Consider the following 17,376-nt stretch of genomic DNA (forward strand, 5'->3'; position numbering starts at 1 on the left):
TCTGGGTCAGGGCCCAAGGAGCCCGAGTGGGAGGGGGACGCGCAGCAATCCGACGAAGGTCTGCTGAATCAGCATCGTTGCGGCGACCGCCACGGCTGCGGCGATCCACCAGCGGACACCCATCACCAGCAGAAACACCACTAGGATTACGATCGATATCGGCACGAATCCGATTACCGGCGCGGCCAGGATGTAGGCTAAGACCAAGGCGAAGATGATGGCGAGCTTCACCCAGGCATGGTGGGTGCGAGCCCAATCGTCCCAGTCCACAGCACCCCGCCAGTGCCGGTGGCCCGAAGCGATCATCAGGATGCCACAGCCCGCGAGGCCCGTGGCGATGAGCATGGGGAAGACGGCCGCGCCGTATTCCTGCCCCGGAATGGCCGGAAGTGTCCTCGCATAAGCGAACATCGCGATCGCGAAGGCGAGGAGCACCGTTCCAGTGATGGCATCGTTGACGCGCATGGGGGTCGGCCGGGTTACTTCGCCAGCCCGACTTTTTTCATGACCGCTCCGAGATCCTCGTCGCTCTTCTTCCAGAACGCGAGGAACTCCTCGCCCGCCGCGAACTTCACGCCGAAGCCTCGCTGGTTCATGAAATCGTTGTACTCCTTGCCCTTGTAGATCTTGTCCAGGGCGTCAGCGAGCCGCTTCGTGACGTCCGCAGACATGCCCTTCGGCCCGACGATGCCGCGCCACGCCCCGATCGCCCATTGGCTGCCGGACTGCTCCGCGAGCGTCGGAACGTTCGGAAAAGCCGGATTGCGCTCGGGGTTCATGATGGCGATGCTCTTTACGCGCCCAGCATCGATGAGGGAGCGCGCCTCCGGAAGGGAGCAGGGGACGACCTCGACACCGCCTGCGACAAGATCCTGAAGCCCTGGCGCGGCACCCTGGCTCGGCACCCAGCGAACGGTGCTGGGATCGATGCTCAGGCTGTCGAGCATACCGGCGATCGCCAGGTGCCAGATGCCGCCCTGCCCTGTTCCCGATGCCTTGAACTTGCCGGGGTTCTTCTTGATGTCCTCCAGCAGTTCGCTCACGGTTTTGTAAGGTGCATCCGTGCGCACCTGAACGCCCGCAGGATCGAGATTCATCAAGGCAATCGGCGTGTAGTCCTTATAGTCGCGCTGCGTGAGACCCTGCCAATGCAGCATGCCGATCTCGACCGTTGCGAGCCCGAGGGTGTAGCCATCCGGCGCTGCCGCCGCGATGGCCTCGTGTCCCACGACCCCGCTGCCCCCGGTCCTGTTGACGACGTTGACCGGCTGACCCAACTCCTTCTCAAGCAGAGAGCCGATGATGCGCGCGGTCGCATCCGTGCCGCCGCCCGCAGCCCAGGGAACGATGATGGTGATCGGTCGCTCAGGATAGGCAGCCCAAGCATATCCGGCAGCCGAGATTGTTGTGATGGCAGCGACGGCCAGTGTCTTCAGGAAACCACGACGCAGCATTCTTTCCTCCCGATGCGCCGGCTCCTCGTTTACCTGGAGCCGGTCTTTGGCTTAGGTTGTGTCACGAAACGATTATTGGCCAGCCTGACTTATTTTCCACTCCACAATTGCTTCCTGTCCCGTGAAATCTCTGTGCGCTAATACTAGCGGATGAGAAGCGCGCTCCCGTACAGCCCAAAGCCGAAGACGAGGTGACCGGCGATGTTAAGCGCCCTGATCTGTTTGGCGTTGGGCCGCTTCGACGCAGCGATGCCCGCCCCCATGCCGGGCTGGAGCAGTAACCATCCGGCTCCCACGGTGACGATGCCAACGGCGAGTGCGGGAGCCAGCGTCGGTGCCGATATCCAATCCGGGTGTGCGAACGCCAGGAGAGCGCCGGCATAGACGACGCCGATCATGTAGTGACCCATCCAGCCGACGGCTCGCTCGAAGGGGTAGGCACGCGCGAGCGCGATATCCTCATGAAAGACTTTGGCGTTGGTCAGGTGGCAGAACCAGCGTCCGACCAGCCCCCAGTTTGGTGTCTGCACCTTGAAGAACCGATGCAGGACCAGCGCCCAGAGGTCGAGCAGGGCGGTTGCGCCGACGCCGATTAGAATTGCATGGTAGAGAAAAGCGCTCATCTGTGCGGTTCCCCTGGCATCATTGCGAGCAAAGGCGCCTCTAGGGCATGTACTGGCCGCCATTCACCTCCATCACCTGTCCCGTAACGTAGCCGCTCAGTCGTTCGGAGGCGAGATAGAGAAAGGCGCCGACGCAATCGTCCGGCGTGCCGAGTCGATCCATCGGAATGGTGGCCTGCATGGCGGCAAGCTGCTCCGGCGTTGAATAGCGTTCGTGGAAAGGAGTCATGATGACGCCAGGAGACACCGCATTGACCCGGATGCCGTCCTTGACCAGCTCCTTGGCCCAGCCCCGCGTAGCCACCGAGATGAAACCCTTGGCGGCGGCATAGATGACCGAGCCTGGTCCACCGCCGTGGCGCGCCGCGATCGACGATACATTGATGATGGAACCGCAGCCTTGCTTTCGCATGTGCGAAGCGCCTTCATGAACGAAGCGCACCACCTGCTCGACATTCAAGGCAAGCACGGCATCCACGTAGTCGTCCGTATAATCCTTGATCGCCGTCCGCTTGACGAGGCCGCCGGCGTTATTGACGAGAACATCGAGCTTGCCGAAATGCTCGACGGTCTCAGCTACGACCCTCGCCGCCGCCTCTGGGCGGGTGACGTCCGCTTGGATCAGGAATGCCTCTCCACCGGCCGCTCTCACCTCCTCGGCAACCTGTCGCGCCGGGTCCTCACTGGCATTGTAATGGATCGCCACACGCGCCTTGTTGTACCCGAAGGCCAGTGCGGCCGCAGCGCCGATGCCGGTGCTCGCGCCGGTGATCAGGATGACCTTGCCGGCAAGGTCGGGAATGATGGGGTGGGTCTCGGAAGAGGTCATGGCGGAACTCCACGATGAATTTAAAGGAAACAGAAGCCCGGACGTCGCCGATCGTTATTCCTTAGAAAAGGGCCTGGAGATCTGCATCGATGGCAATGGCCTGTCCCGAGATCGTTCGTCCCAGCGGGGAGCACAGGAAGACGACCTGATCGGCAAGCTGCTGCGCCGTTACAAATTCCTGCAAGGATGTGTTCGCGAGCGCCCGGCGCTGCATCTCCTCGTACGACACGCCAAGCTGCTGGGCTTTGGCCTCGAGCACCCGGCGCTGGCGGTCACCCGCGACAACTCCAGGCAGAATCGCGTTCACGCGGATGCCGTCCTCACCGAGCTCCCGGGAGAGCGATTTCGTGAACCCGATCACGGCCCATTTGGCAGCAGCATAGGGTGAGCGCAGGGGAAAGCCGAACCGGCCCGCAGCAGAAGACAGGTTCACGATCGAGGCGTTCTTGCTTTTCCTCAGGTGAGGCACTGCCAGGCGCGTGCAGTTGAACTGCCCGGTAATGCAGACCTCAAGACAGCGGTCCCAATCCTCGGGATTGATCTCTTCGACCCGTGCCGTCGGCCCTGCGATGCCGGCATTGTTGACGAGAACATCGAGGCCGCCGAGAGCGCCCAGTACCTCCTCGAAGACCCGGGCAACATCGCCGCGGTCCGCCACGTCCCCATGGGAGGAGGTCAGGTCCGGATGGATTGCCGCCGCCGCATCAAGGGCAGCACGGTCGACGTCGCAGACATGCACGCGTGCGCCTTCGCGCAGGAAGGCCCCGGCAATCTCAAGCCCGATGCCTCCTGCGCCAGCTGTCACCAGCACACGCAGCCCGGCGATGTTGAGGTCCATCTTCGTCTCCATCCCTGGACCGGGCATCGTCGCACTTCGCGCCCGCTCGTTTTATGATGCCCGAAAGCCTGAGCATCGGCCTAATCCAAGAGCCGCCCGGTACTCTCGATGAAACTGGCAGCGCCTTCGATGTCATCGATGAGAGCCTTGCGTGCTGTAGCTGCATCACCGGCATCCACCGCAGCCACGAGCCGGCGGTGATGCTCGGTTGCGCCACCCGTGCGCAACCGCTCAGGAGAGGCTTTAAGGTCGAAATTCAAAACAGGCCCGATCTTCAGCCAGAGGCCCTCGATGATCCCCACCAGGGTTGGGAGGCCGGTCGCCTGGTAGACGGCGAAGTGGAACTCCTTGTTCGCCCGGACGGCTCTGCCCGCATGCGGATCAGGGCTTCGGGCCTCGGTAAGGAGCGCCTCTTCGAATTGCCTCATGGCAGCAAGGTCGGATTCCGCACGGCTCCTGGCGGCCTGCTCCGCCGCGAAGCCCTCGACTGCAAGTCTCACGGTCGTCAGCTCCCGGAAGCGTGCGCGAGTCATCAGCGGAACGCGCACGGCACGGTTCGGCAGGACCTCGAGGGACTGATCGGCGACAAGCCGCGCAACCGCCTCCCGCACCGGCATCATCGATACGCCGAGGGTTTCTGCGACGCCGCGCAGGGACATCTTCTGCCCGGGGGCAAGCTCGCCGCTCATCAGCAGCTCACGCAGCTCGTTATGGACGCGTTCGCCTAGGGTGACGCGTTCCAGCCGGCCGATCTGGGCGATAGCCGACGGCGTCTGGGTTGGGCGGGGGCTCGACAAGTTGCTCATTTTCCGACAGTCTAACTGTGATCACAGATCGCGGCAAGTCACCGCGACACGATTCTGGAGGAAGGAAACGGCCATGGCACACGCTGATGACTTGACCCGTCGCACGCTCCTGAAGGGAGCCGCTGGCGCGACTGCTCTTGCAGGCCTCGGGATGCCTGCTCTCGTCAAGGCCCAATCTGACGTGATCCGGATCGGGCACCTCACCCCGATCACGGGTTTCTTGGGCCCTCTCGGAGAGTTCGCCCAGATGGGTGTGCAACTCGCAGCCGAAGAGATCAACGCGGCTGGCGGTGTGCTGGGCCGCAAGATCGAGCTCGTGATGGAGGACTCGGTCAATCCGCAGACCGCGTCGGCCAAGGCCGAGCGCCTGATCGAGCGCGACAAAGTTGCCATGATCATCGGCGAGATCTCGTCGGCCTCGGCCCTGGCCATCGGTCAGGTCGCCAACCGCACCAAGACGGTGTTCATCAACACCGGCGCCAATTCCGACGCTCTTCGCGGGGAAAGCTGCAACCCGTTCATGTTCCATATCGAGGCAGCGAATTCGATGATGGTCCGGGCGGTGGGCACGTACCTGAAGAATGAGAACATGATCAAGGGAAAGAAGTGGTACTCCCTGACCGCCGACTACGCTTTTGGTCATGATCTCTTCAAAGTGGCAAAGAAATTCGTGTCGGAGAACGGCGGCGAATTCATCGGCGAGGAACTCGTCCCCACGGACGCCACCGATTTCAGCCCCTACCTGCTCAAGATCAGGCAGGCTCAACCCGATATCGTGGCTTCCAACCTTGCCGGAAACCAGATCACGAACTTCATCAAGCAATATGCCGAATACGGCCTTCAGTTTCCGATCACCGGCTTCGGATTCGACACGGCCGTTGCCTGGGGCGCCGGTCAGGGTAATTTCTCGGGCATCTGGCCGCTGATCTGGCACCACATGGTCGATACGCCCTCCTCGCGGAAATACGTCGAGGCCTTCACCAAAAAATTCGGCAAGCCGCCAGAGAACCAGAGCTGGGGAGACTACAACTCCCTAAAGATCGTCGCCCAGTCGTTCGACGAACTGAAATCCCCTGACCCGCAGAAGCTCGCCGAGCACCTGCGCAAAGGCGCGAAGTTCGACGTGCTGAAGAGCCGAGAGGGCTACTTCCGCGCCTACGATAACCAGATGGTGCAGGAGATGTATGCCGTCCGCGCCAAGGACCCGGACAAGATGAAAGACCAGTGGGATATCTACGACCCGCTCGGCGCCGTGCCCGGAGCGAACGAGGACCTCGAGGTTCTGGCGCCGCCGAAGGATGGCACCTGCAAGATGCAGGCATAGCAAGTCACGCATCGGCTGGACCGGGCGGCGAAAGCCGCTCCGGCCGCCGAGAATACGGCATTCCGTTTTTCCTACGCCCGGCTTCTGGCCGTAGGATTCTCTATGAACGGAAGAGGAGTCTCGCTTGGCGTTCGTCTTTCTCCTTGAGCAGGTGCTGAACGGCCTATTGGTCGGAGCCTATTATCTTCTGATAGCGCTGGGACTATCCTTGATCTTCTCTCTGGGCGGAATCGTGAATCTCGCCCACGGCGCCTTCTATGCGATCGGCGCCTATCTCGCCGTGACGCTGACACCCAGGATCGGATTTGCGGGCGCGTTCATCGCATCCCCGGTACTCGTCGCACTGCTGGGCGTGGTCATTGAGCGCCTGTTCTTTCGAAGGTTCTACCGCTCCGATCCTATTCTCAGCCTGCTTCTGACCTTCGGACTGGCAATGATCATCGAGCAGAGCCTGCGGATGATCTTCGGGGCGGCTCCCTTGCCCTTCTCGATTCCATCCGCGCTCCGCGGTCAGGTCTTTCTCGGCAACTTCCTCTATCCGCGTTACCGCCTCATCATCTTCGGGGTGGCGCTCGCAGCCGTCATCGCGACCTGGTTCCTGGTCTACCGCACCGCCTTCGGCCGCGTGGTCAGGGCGGGCGTGCAGAACCCGGACATGGTGGGAGCGCTCGGGATTTCGCTTCAGCCGTACATGACGGCCGTCGCCGCGCTCGGCATCGGCTTGGCAGGCCTTGCCGGAGTCCTGCTGGCCCCGATCTCGGGGGTACACCCCGCCATGGGGGCCGAGATCCTGACCGCCGCTTTCGTCGTCGTCGTCATCGGTGGGCTGGGATCGTTCTGGGGCGTGATCGTGGCCGCAGCGCTCGTAGGCGTGGTGCGTGGCCTCACGATCTATTTCTTTCCACCCGCAGGCGAAGCCTCCATGTACCTGCTGATGGCCCTTGTGCTGCTTCTGCGGCCGCGCGGGTTGCTCGGCGAACGCATCCAGAAATTCGAGTAGGTCGATGCGCACGAATTACGGGTCTCTCCTCATTGCGGCGGCAGCGCTCATTCTGCTGCCCTTCGTTCTCGATCCTGTCGGGCTGCCGCTTCGCTCGTCGATCGACGTGGTGGTGTTCGCGATTGCCTGCCTCGGCCTGAACGTTCTTGTCGGCTATACGGGTCTCGTCTCGTTCGGGCACGGCGTCTGGTTCGGGATGGGAGCCTATGCGGCGGCCTTGAGTCAGCTCCACTGGTTTCCCGGCGGCGTCATCCTTCCGGCCCTCTTCGCCGTCGCGTTCATCGCCGTCGCATCGTGCCTCCTGGGCGCGCTCATTCTGCGGCGCCGCGGCGTCTACTTCTCGCTGCTGACGCTGGCACTGGCGGCCATGCTGTTTGCCGTCGCCTACCGCTGGACGGCGCTCACGGGCGGCGAGAGCGGGCTCGGCGGCATCGTCCGCACAGGCGCGCTCGGCCTCGATCTGCAGCCGGACTGGACCTATTACTGGTTCGTGGCGGCAGTGGCTTTCGGCGTGTGCTTCGCCCTGCTGCGCTTTCACAATTCTCCCGCCGGAAGCGTGCTGGTGGCCACACGGGAAAACGAGCAGCGCGCCCGCTTCCTCGGCTATCCGACCAATCGCTACAAGCTTCTCGGGTTCGTGGTGTCCGCCACGATCGTGGGGATCGCCGGCATCCTCTCGGTGTTCAATCATCGCTTCGCGTCGGCGGAGCCCCTCTCCGTCGCCTTCTCTGGTGAGTTGATCGCGATGGTGGTGATCGGCGGAATGCGCAGCTTCCTCGGGCCGGCCCTGGGGGCTCTCTTCTACATCCTGTTCCGCGAGTTCCTGTCGATCTGGACGCCGCACTGGCTTCTCTATTTCGGCCTTCTCTTCGTCGGATTCATCGTCCTCTCGCCGACGGGACTGGTCGGGATCGCGCAGCGGATCGCAGCCCCCTTCCGGGCCAGGGTCACGGAAGAGGCCGCCATGGCGGGCCGCACCCTGACCGACGAGCCCCTTCCCCCGTTTCTCAAGCCCCGCGACCATGTGGACGGAATCATCCTCGAGGCTCGCGGCATCACGAAGAGCTTTGGTGCGCTCAAAGCCGTTCAGTCGGTCGACATCGCGGTCCGCGACCGCAGCCTCCATGCTCTGATCGGCCCGAACGGCGCGGGAAAGACCACGGCCTTCAACCTGATTTCCGGGTTCTACACGCCCGATGAAGGCGATGTCCTCCTTCAAGGCAGATCCATCGCTGGACTTTCCCCCGAAGCGATCACACAGGCCGGAATCGGGCGCTCGTTCCAGATCACGAATCTCTTCCCGGCCCTGACGGTCGAAGAGAATGTCCGCCTTGCGGTACAGGCCCGGCATCCGCAGCGTTTCAATCCCTGGACGGCCGCGCGATCAATCAAGCAGATCGAGGCCGAGACCTCGGCGGTGATCCGCTATCTCGGCGTCGCCGGCATCGAGAAAGCCGAGGCGGGCGCGCTCTCGTATGGCGGGCAGCGCCTCCTGGATATGGGCCTGGCGCTTGCCACGAAACCGCGGGTGCTGCTGCTCGACGAACCGCTCGCGGGCCTTGCGGCTGCCGAGCGCCAGCGCATCGGCGACATCATCAAGCGCATCTCCACGGATGTCCCGATGCTGCTGGTCGAGCATGATATCGACCGCGTGTTCCAGATCGCGGATGCCGTCACGGTGATGAATGCGGGCCAAGTGCTAGTTGACGGCACCGTGGAGGATGCGCGCTCCAGCCCGCAGGTGCAGGAGATCTACATCGGCTCCGGCGCGGCCAGCATTGCCGCGAAGGCCCGGCAGAGCGCCGCCGGGGCGGCGACCCTGCTCGCGGCCGAGAGGGTCAACACGTTCTACGGCAAGAGTCATGTGCTGGCGGACGTATCCTTCGACGTGCGTCAACACGAGATCGTAGCGCTGCTGGGCCGCAACGGCGCCGGCAAGTCGACCCTGCTCAAGACCCTGATCGGCATCGCGCCGCCCGGTTCAGGCTCGATCAGGCTCGACGGCCAGGAGATCGCGGGCCGGCCCTCCGCCGAGATCGCCCGTCTGGGGATCGGCTACGTGCCGCAGGGACGCGGGCTCTTCGCCGGAATGACCGTCGCTCAGAATCTCGAGCTCGGACGACTCAAGCGCGAGACCGGCCACGGGGTCCGGTGGGACCTGGAGAAGATCTTCGAGTACTTCCCGCGCATCCGCGAGAGGCTCGACACCCCGGCCGATTTCCTCTCCGGCGGCGAACAGCAGATGGTGGCGGTCGCACGCGCCCTCTCGGGCGACGTGAAGGTGCTGCTTCTCGACGAGCCCTTCGAAGGTCTTGCTCCGGCCATCGTCGAGCAGCTCTTCGAGAGCTTCGACAAGCTTCGCCACGAAGTTTCGATCATCATTGTCGACCATCACCTGGATCTCGCGCTCGCCCTGTCCGACCGGACGGTGGCGCTCGAACGCGGGCGGGTGATTCATACCGGTCCGTCGAAGGACCTGCGGGATGATCTTGCGCTGCGCCGCAAGGTCCTGTGGCTGTGAGCCTTGAGGGAGATGACACCATGCCGAGTGCTGCGATCATTGGTGCAGGGCTGATCGGCCGATCCTGGGCGATCGTCTTCGCGCGGGCGGGCTGGGACGTGCGCATCACGGATCCTCATCCCGAGGCGCTCGAGAAGGCCCCCGGCCTCATTCGCGAAGGGCTTGACGAGCTTGCAAGGCAGGGCCTCGTCGCCAACCCTGATGAGGCATCCGGACGCGTTGTCGCCGTGCCTTCGCTGGCGGAAGCCGTAAGCGGTGCCGACCTCGTTCAGGAGAACGGTCCCGAGATCGTCGAGACCAAACGGCTCATCTTCGCGGAACTCGACCGGCTCGCGCCCCCGGACTGCATTCTCGCCTCTTCGACGTCCGCGATTGTCGCGTCCCGCTTCACCGAAGGGCTGCAAGGTCGCGCCCGCTGCCTCGTGGCGCATCCCGTGAACCCTCCTCACCTCGTTCCGCTCGTCGAACTCTGCGGAGCGCCCTGGACGGCACCCGAGGCAATCGCCCGCGCGCGCGCGATCTATGACAGCGTCGGGCAAGTGCCCATCGTCGTGAATCGCGAAGTCGAGGGCTTCGTCCTCAACCGGCTCCAAGGGGCCCTTCTGGCAGAGGCGTTCCGGCTCGTGGGCGAGGGCGTGGTGAGCCCGCATGATCTCGACAAGACGCTCAGGGACGGTCTCGGCCTACGCTGGTCCTTCCTCGGACCCTTCGAGACCATCGAGCTCAACGCGCCTGGTGGCATCGCCGATTACTGCAACCGCTATACCGGTTTTTACCGTCGCCTCTCCGAGGATCCCGCCAAGCCCCATGTCTGGGACAAGGAGAATGTGAACCGCATCCTAGAGGCTTGGGGCGAAGCGCCGGGTCCCGATGCGCTCGCGCGGCGCTCCGCCTGGCGGGACAAACGACTGGCGGCCCTGAAAGCCCACAAGCAGTCACAAACGGATCAGTGATCTCCTGAGAGGAACCAAGCTCATGGCCCGCAAAGTCATCATCACATGCGCCGTGACCGGCGCAATCCATACGCCGTCCATGTCCCCTCACCTGCCGATCAGCCCTGAGGAGATCGCGGAAGCCGCTATCGGCGCTGCGGAGGCCGGTGCCGCAATCGTACATCTGCACGCGCGAGATCCGAAGACCGGCAAGCCTGATCAGTCACCCGAAGCCTTCGCCCCCTTCCTGCAGGTGGTGAAGCAACGCAGCAACTGCGTCATCAACATCACGACAGGCGGCGCGCCGACCATGCTGGTGGAGGAGCGGGTGCGCCCCGCGGCCCATTACAAGCCTGAAGTCGCCTCCCTCAACATGGGCTCCATGAATTTCGGCCTCTACCCGATGCTCAATCGTTTCAAGGAATTCAAATACGACTGGGAGGAGCCATATCTCGAAGGATCGCGGGACAGGATCTTCCGCAACACGTTTTCCGATATAGAATACATCCTGACGACCTGTGCGGAGAACGGTACCCGCTTCGAGATCGAGTGCTACGATATCGGCCACCTCTACACCCTCGCTCACTTCGTGGACCGGGGTCTCATCAAGCCCCCTCTCTTTGTCCAAAGCGTCTTCGGCCTTCTGGGCGGCATCGGCCCGCACCCGGAGGACGTTGCTCACATGAAACGGACGGCCGACCGGCTGTTCGGGAACCAATATCAATGGTCGGTCCTTGGGGCCGGCAAGAACCAGCTCGCCATTGCGGCTCAAGCGGCCGCTATGGGAGGCAATGTCCGTGTCGGACTGGAGGATTCTCTCTGGATCGGTCCAGGCAAACTCGCTGAATCCAACGCGCAGCAGGTGAGATTGGCACGGCAGATCATCGAGGGCCTTGGGTTGGAAATCGCTACGCCCGATGACGCGCGAGCCATGCTTTCGTTGAAGGGCGGCGATCGCGTTAACTTTTAATGACCAGCTCGATCTGAAACCTGCGGGCGATCAACGGCGTCTTTGGGGGCAAAGCCGACGAAAGCGCTTCGATGTGACGGGTCAGGCAAGTCCACCATCAGCTGGCCTGATCCCTCATGCGGACCCGGCAGCCAATGTCGCTCACCGGCCGACCAGACGGAACTGAAGATACATGGCACCCGGATCTTGATGTCGGGGAAGGGCAACGGCTTCGGCAATGCAGAGTGGTCGAGACCGTCTTCAAGACCTTGAGATCCGAATGGGTGCGGCGCACTGGCTTCGGCGGCCCTCTCACCCGTAGAGCCCTGATCGACTTAGGCCAAATCGGCCCTCTCGCCAGTGGCGGGGGTGACGTGAACTGCTTGGAGCCCTCCTTGCGCTTGGCACCATCTTAGCCGACGCGAGCGCCGCTCTCCGGACAGGAGCACCAAGTACGGCGCGACATACGCCCATATTTCATCGAAGACGTCGGGGTAAGGCTTGCGAGTTGAGGTCAACTTGCCCCAACGGCTATATGACCTTGAGCCGGGTCCATAATAGCCTCTCGACCTTCCGGTTGGAATTTTTCAGGTTCGATGCTAGGTCCCCATCGAATCCAAACAACCGATTTCAGAACGAGACGCTCGAGACGCTCAGTCTTTTTTAAATCCATTGTCTTCTCTAACGATCAGGATGAGCCAGATGCCCGGCATCGCACGCCAGTTCGAGCCGCAGATCACGCGCAGCGGCGGCACTCCCTCCAAGTTCCGCTTTAGCATTCGCTGCTCCGAATGCGGCAGGACAGACGCCTACGAGGCCAATAAGTCCGTCGGTCATGATGTTGTAAAACGTTACTTTAACGATCGAGGATGGCTGCTCGGGCGAAGCCGCTCCGACGACATCTGCACGGCCTGCTTGGCGCGCTCCCAGGGCTCGCCCGAGACGAGATCGTCAGGCCAGCCGCAACGCACGGCCGAACCGGCCGATAAACGCCACCGGGCTACAGCCGATATCCTGGCCCGGCACCTCGGTAAGCCCGAGGCTCTGGCGGCGGAGGTTTTCCGTCCCAAGGAGGCGCCGCAGTCCCAGGCATCCGCTCCGAGGGCTCCGCAGCCATCAGCGCCCATGCCGATCCCGTCCACGGAGGTCGAGCAGGTTCTGGCTGGCATGGCTGCTGACCTGAAAGGCCTGCGTTCGGCCATGGAACTGATCGCCGAGCAGGTGGGTCAGTTAGTGACACTTGGTGATCGGCAGGTCGATGCCGTCGCGCGTTTGGCCCCTGCCCTCATTCAATCCGCCGAGAGCCTCTCGGGCAGCCTTCGCCATGTGGCCGGCGCGGTTCGGACCGGGCCGCACGAGCCGTTTCCCGCGATGGACCGACAGCCTCCGGAGGAGGCCGAGACGATGGGAGAGCCCGTGCGTGGCAGCGATGTCGACCCGGCGGAGCCCGCAGAGAGCCAGGCGCAAACGCCTCCGCGGCGGCGACCGGGCGTGCGGCGCGCCAAACATGAAGCGGATCAGGCTACCTCCCATCCCGTCGCGGTGAGGTCTATCGCGGACGCCAAACGTCCGGACCGATTTTACACCTCCATCCGTCTGCCGCGAGAATTGTGGGACAATGCCGGATTCGACCCCGATGACCGCCTCCTGCTGGAATGGAGCGGCAAGGCTCTGATCATCGAGCGCACCAGGGAAGGCGGCGTGAAGCCGAAGGCTATTGGGAACACCTCCGTGGTTCTCCAGTCCTGGAAACTCGGCAACCTCAACTTCGATCAGCCAAAGGTGACAGGAGCCGCCGGTTCCTTGCGTCTGGTGGCTGGACGTAAGGCGTCTGAGGCCTGATCCTCCTGAAGGATGCCCCTCCGTGCCCTTCCCTCTGCGACCAGAACACTATCCGGGAGAGGATCATGCTCACGTGGCGCCCGGTGGTCCGATCGAGTGAAGCTATGTGAGGCATAGTCTGTTTCTATTTGACCGATCTGGCCACGCAGCAGAAGTTGGCTAAAAGAGCATCGGCTGTCTGCCGATCCAACAAATTAAACAGCATCTCAAACCCAGAGGATTCCATTATGTTACGTCGTTGCTTCGTGGCCGGTGCGCTGAGCGCACTCTCCATGTCTTTCTGCAGCCTAGAAGCCACGGCTCAATCGAAACCGGTCACGATCCGCCTCGGTCATGTGCTGACGGACAGCCACAGCTGGCATGTCGCGAGCAAAGGCTTTGCTGAGCAGGTCGCACGCGAGACGCAAGGGCGCGTGAACATCCAGGTCTTTTCTGGCGGTCAGCTCGGCAGCGAGCGCGAGGTCGTCGAAGGACTGCAGATCGGCACTGTCCAAGCAGGCGTGATCGGCAGCGGCTCATTCCAGCCGATCGAACCGAAGATGGGCATTGTCGAGCTCCCCTATGCATGGCCGACGCGTGAGAAGGCCTTCGCGGCCTTCGACGGCGACCTCGGCGCTGCTCTGGATAAGCTCCTACTGGCTAAGAACATCGTCGTTCTCAGCTGGTGGGAGAACGGCTATCGCCATGTGACCAACAGCAAGCGGTCGATCAACAAGCCTGAAGATCTGAAAGGTCTGAAGATCCGCGTGACCCCGGACAAGGTCCGGCTTGATACCTTCACGGCCCTCGGTGCCGAACCTGCTCCTCTCGCCTTCGGCGAACTCTACTCGGCCCTGCAGCAAGGCGTGTTCGACGCACAGGAGAACCCCCTCTCGATCATTTACGGGTCGTCGTTCTTCGAAGTTCAGAAACATCTGTCCCTCACCGGCCACGTATGGGGCGCGGCGTGCCTCGCCGTCTCCAAATCTGTTTGGGACCGTATCGGCGAGGACGACCAGAAGATCGTGAAGGCGGCCGCTGCGAAATGGCGTGACGAGCAGCGTAAGATGATCACCGAGTCCGACGCCGACTTCATCAAGAAGCTCGAGGAAAAAGGCATGATCGTCAACAAGGTCGACACGGCACCTTTCGTTGCCGCCGTCCAGCCGGTCTGGAAGTCGCAGGAAGCTGTCTACGGCCCCGAGTTCATGGCCCTGCTCAATAAATATCGCCAGTAATGCTCAACCGACGTCGAGACGAAGCCGTTCGTCTCGACGGGAATCCCTCAGGGGCTTCCTCCAGCCTCCGGCTGGCCGGTATCTTATCGCCAGCCGCCGGAGGCTGGAGCTTTATTGCGCTCACAGCGACAGCGGACATGAAAAAGCGGGTTGTTTTCTCGAACCATATGGGCGAATGCTCACCCCGCTTTGCTGGAGGCAGATATGGCTCTATCTGACGCAAGCCGTAAGCTCTCCCGTCTGGAGGAGTTCATCAAGCACATCACGCTTGTGATGGGCTCGATCGGCGTCGCCATATTCTCCGCGTCGGTCATTTACACAGTCGCGCTGCGTTTCCTCTTCAATCGCACGCCGCACTGGGCGGAGGAGGTGCCGCGTCTCCTCCTGATTTGGGTCACGTTTCTTGGTGTTGCCGTTTCCACGGCATGTCGGTCGCATTTGTCGGCGGGGATTATGCCGCTGATCGTCCGGAATGAACGCGCGCGAGCCGTTCTTTCGCGGGTCGCGGACCTCTGCACGATCGGGTTCATGGCGATTGTCGCTTGGACCGGATGGGATCTGACGTCTCGCACCTGGGCGTCTCTGTCGACCGCACTGCAGATCCCCGTGGCATGGACATATCTCGCCTTGCCTGTGTGCGCTGCCCTGTCCTTTATCGTCGCACTCGTCGCCTTTCTGAAACGCTGATCCCATGAACGGCCTTATTCTCCTTCTCGGCTTGTTTGCCGTTCTTGTCGCCATCGACGTTCCGATCGCCGTTGCGCTCGGTCTGGCCTCCGCCGGCTATCTCGCGTTTTCGGATCTTGCTCCCCTCATCATCGTCGCCCAGCGGATGGTCGCCGGCGTCGACTCGTTCACTTTGTTGGCAATTCCCTTGTTTCTTCTTGCGGGGTTGCTGCTCCTTCACGGGGATCTGACCCCGCGGATCATTCGTCTCTGCAGCGCCTTGGTCGGTCGCACGACGGGAGGCCTGGCCCTTGTCACCGTCATGGGAGCGATGTTGTTCGGAGCCCTGTCGGGGTCCGGTGTGGCGGACGTGATGGCAATTGGCACGATGATGCTTCCGGCCATGCGTGAACGGGGCTACGATCAGGGATTCTCTTGTGCGCTCCTCGGCTGCGCCGGATCGCTGGGCACGGTCATTCCGCCCAGCATCGTCATGATCGTCTATGGGACGGCGACGAACACATCCATTGGCCAGCTTTTCGTGGCAGGCATCGTGCCGGGAATTCTGACCGGCATAGGGCTCATGATCGTGGCCTACTTCATCGCCAGGAAGAACGACTGGCGAGGCGGCAAGGCGTTCTCGTGGGCTGAACTGAGGCAGGCGCTCGGAAGTGCCTGGCTCGCGCTTCTGGCGCCCGTCATCATCGTCGGAGGCATCAGAGGCGGTTTCTTCACTCCGACTGAAGCAGCCGGCGTTGCCGTCGCCTATGCCTTGATCGTTGGCGGCCTGGTCTACCGCGCCCTCACGTGGCGCATCATCATCGATCAAGTGAAACAGACGACGGAAGCAACCGGCGGCATCCTGTTCGTGATTGCGACCGCGAGCCTCTTTGGCTGGATACTATCCGCCGAACAGGTCCCTCAGCACATGGTGGAGTTCATCAGCACCTTCACGAACAGCACCACCGTCGCGCTCCTGCTGATGATGCTGATCGTGCTGATTCTCGGCACCTTCATGGAAACAATCGCGATCATCCTGATCCTCGCCCCGGTGTTTCTGCCGATCATGCAGCACTACCATATCGATCCGGTCTATTTCGGGATCTTGCTGACGCTCAATCTCGCCATCGGCGCCAATACGCCTCCGCTCGGAATCGACCTGATGGCGGCCTGCCGGGTCGGAGGCATCCCGATGTCGGCGTCCTTCGGCTACCTCACGGCCTTTATCGGCGTCATGATTGCGGTCATGCTGCTGGTGCTGTTCGTCCCCCAGATCGCGCTTTTCCTGCCGCGGCTCCTGTCGTGAGCGCAGGTCGCGCACGGGCGCGACCTCATCTCGTCTGACGGATCCTTCGAGAGATCACAGCAAGGGCATCGCCTGTTTCCCGGGTCCCGCTGCTCGTTATTTCCAGGAGCGTCTCAAGGAAAGCAGCTTCTGCTCTCTCAAGGGGCTGGCTTGGGTTCGTCACGAGATAAAGGTCAGCCCCAAGAGCGCGGTGTTCGAACGGCAAGCGCTTTAAGCGCGTTGCATAAACACTTGCCTCGACGGCTGCGCACGGGAGCAGGCCAATGCCAATTCCAGCCCCGATCAGGCGCTGCAATTCCTCCAGGTGAGGGCTCGAGGCGATGACGTGGTGACCAAGTCCCGCGCTCTCTCGAAGGGCATTCATCGGCTCGAGCGAACCGCCACTTTCCGCACAGGTGAAGGATACCCACGGCTCTGCCTGAAGCTCGTCGATTGTCACGACGAGCCGTTGGCTCAGGGGGTGGTCCACGCCGCAATACAGGCCGAATTCCTCACGGAACAACAACCGGCAGTCCAGCCCTGGGGCGGGTTTTCCGAGAAGGCAGATGCCGAAGGGCGCAATGCGCTGTGCCACAGCCCGCACGATCTCTTGGCTGTTGGCGATCTCGATTTTGAACGTTACCTTCTTATGTTTCCTGTGGAGCGCCGCAATGGCACGGTCGAGGTCCGGCCAGATCACCTGGGTCACGAGGAGCAGACGGACCAGGCCGGAGATCTCGTTGTGAATGCCATTGAGCTTCTCCCCGAGTCTGCAGACACGCCGATAGATCTCATCGCATTCCCGATAGAGCACCTCTCCTTGTTCCGTCAGGGTGAAGCGACGGCTGTCCCGCTCGATGAGCTGGCAATCGAGCGTCTCCTCAAGCCGCCGGAGCGCAGCACTGACCGATGGTTGCCGAAGGGAGAGACGGTCGGCAGCACGCGTGATGCTGCGCTCTTCAACAATGATCAGAAAGGTTCGCAGCAGGTTCCAGTTCAGTTGACCTGCTGTTCGATCGAGCAGTCGCATAGTCCACCCTGACAGCTTCCGCCTTTTCTGGCACAGATCCTAAGGTCCCACCCACCGGCT

The 17,376-nt window shown here is 62.4% G+C and carries 16 protein-coding genes; 9 read left to right on the forward strand and 7 right to left on the reverse strand.

From position 1 onward, the window contains the following. Positions 1-6: 6 nt before the first annotated feature. From ACS5Q0_RS21075 to ACS5Q0_RS21100, 6 genes are all read right to left on the reverse strand, one after another. A complete protein-coding gene (locus ACS5Q0_RS21075; RefSeq protein WP_473128614.1) occupies positions 7-465 on the reverse strand; it encodes a tripartite tricarboxylate transporter TctB family protein in 459 nt (152 codons plus the stop codon). Between the two features lie 14 nt (positions 466-479). Then, positions 480-1,454 carry a Bug family tripartite tricarboxylate transporter substrate binding protein gene (locus ACS5Q0_RS21080; RefSeq protein WP_473128615.1) on the reverse strand — a complete coding sequence of 325 codons (975 nt, stop codon included), beginning with the start codon at positions 1,452-1,454 and terminating at the stop codon, positions 480-482. Positions 1,455-1,597: 143 nt separating this feature from the next. After that, the gene (locus ACS5Q0_RS21085; protein WP_473128616.1) at positions 1,598-2,077 is read right to left on the reverse strand and encodes a DUF2938 domain-containing protein; all 480 of its coding nucleotides are present in this window, start codon (positions 2,075-2,077) and stop codon (positions 1,598-1,600) included. A gap of 40 nt (positions 2,078-2,117) precedes the next feature. Next, positions 2,118-2,906 (reverse strand): SDR family NAD(P)-dependent oxidoreductase, encoded by a 789-nt coding sequence (locus tag ACS5Q0_RS21090; RefSeq protein WP_473128617.1) that lies wholly within the window; start codon positions 2,904-2,906, stop codon positions 2,118-2,120. A 61-nt stretch (positions 2,907-2,967) separates the two neighbouring features. Then, on the reverse strand, positions 2,968-3,744 hold the full coding sequence (locus tag ACS5Q0_RS21095; RefSeq protein ID WP_473128618.1) for an SDR family oxidoreductase: 777 nt from the start codon (positions 3,742-3,744) through the stop codon (positions 2,968-2,970). Between the two features lie 80 nt (positions 3,745-3,824). Then, entirely contained in the window at positions 3,825-4,541 is a 717-nt protein-coding gene (locus tag ACS5Q0_RS21100) for a GntR family transcriptional regulator (protein WP_473128619.1), read from the reverse strand. A gap of 82 nt (positions 4,542-4,623) precedes the next feature. Between ACS5Q0_RS21100 and ACS5Q0_RS21105 the strand changes: the two genes are divergently transcribed. From ACS5Q0_RS21105 to ACS5Q0_RS21145, 9 genes are all read left to right on the forward strand, one after another. After that, positions 4,624-5,874, forward strand: coding sequence for an ABC transporter substrate-binding protein (locus ACS5Q0_RS21105; RefSeq protein ID WP_473128620.1), 1,251 nt, complete (start codon positions 4,624-4,626; stop codon positions 5,872-5,874). Between the two features lie 124 nt (positions 5,875-5,998). Then, positions 5,999-6,874 (forward strand): branched-chain amino acid ABC transporter permease, encoded by an 876-nt coding sequence (locus tag ACS5Q0_RS21110; protein WP_473128621.1) that lies wholly within the window; start codon positions 5,999-6,001, stop codon positions 6,872-6,874. A 4-nt stretch (positions 6,875-6,878) separates the two neighbouring features. Next, positions 6,879-9,395, forward strand: a complete 2,517-nt coding sequence (locus tag ACS5Q0_RS21115; RefSeq protein WP_473128622.1) for a branched-chain amino acid ABC transporter ATP-binding protein/permease — start codon at positions 6,879-6,881, stop codon at positions 9,393-9,395. Positions 9,396-9,415: 20 nt separating this feature from the next. Next, a complete protein-coding gene (locus ACS5Q0_RS21120) occupies positions 9,416-10,348 on the forward strand; it encodes a 3-hydroxyacyl-CoA dehydrogenase (protein WP_473128623.1) in 933 nt (310 codons plus the stop codon). A gap of 22 nt (positions 10,349-10,370) precedes the next feature. Next, entirely contained in the window at positions 10,371-11,297 is a 927-nt protein-coding gene (gene kce, locus ACS5Q0_RS21125) for a 3,5-dioxohexanoate:acetyl-CoA acetone transferase (RefSeq protein WP_473128624.1), read from the forward strand. A gap of 681 nt (positions 11,298-11,978) precedes the next feature. Then, positions 11,979-13,118 (forward strand): hypothetical protein, encoded by a 1,140-nt coding sequence (locus ACS5Q0_RS21130; protein WP_473128625.1) that lies wholly within the window; start codon positions 11,979-11,981, stop codon positions 13,116-13,118. A gap of 128 nt (positions 13,119-13,246) precedes the next feature. After that, on the forward strand, positions 13,247-14,335 hold the full coding sequence (locus ACS5Q0_RS21135; protein ID WP_473128626.1) for a TRAP transporter substrate-binding protein: 1,089 nt from the start codon (positions 13,247-13,249) through the stop codon (positions 14,333-14,335). Between the two features lie 150 nt (positions 14,336-14,485). Then, complete coding sequence (locus ACS5Q0_RS21140) at positions 14,486-15,022, forward strand: TRAP transporter small permease (RefSeq protein WP_473128627.1); 537 nt, start codon at positions 14,486-14,488, stop codon at positions 15,020-15,022. A gap of 4 nt (positions 15,023-15,026) precedes the next feature. Beyond that, the gene (locus ACS5Q0_RS21145; RefSeq protein WP_473128628.1) at positions 15,027-16,307 is read left to right on the forward strand and encodes a TRAP transporter large permease; all 1,281 of its coding nucleotides are present in this window, start codon (positions 15,027-15,029) and stop codon (positions 16,305-16,307) included. A gap of 25 nt (positions 16,308-16,332) precedes the next feature. On the opposite strand, the gene ACS5Q0_RS21150 is transcribed toward ACS5Q0_RS21145, so the two are convergent. Next, positions 16,333-17,316, reverse strand: coding sequence for a LysR family transcriptional regulator (locus ACS5Q0_RS21150; protein WP_473128629.1), 984 nt, complete (start codon positions 17,314-17,316; stop codon positions 16,333-16,335). Positions 17,317-17,376: the final 60 nt, after the last annotated feature.

The organism is Microvirga sp. HS2 (assembly GCF_055792805.1).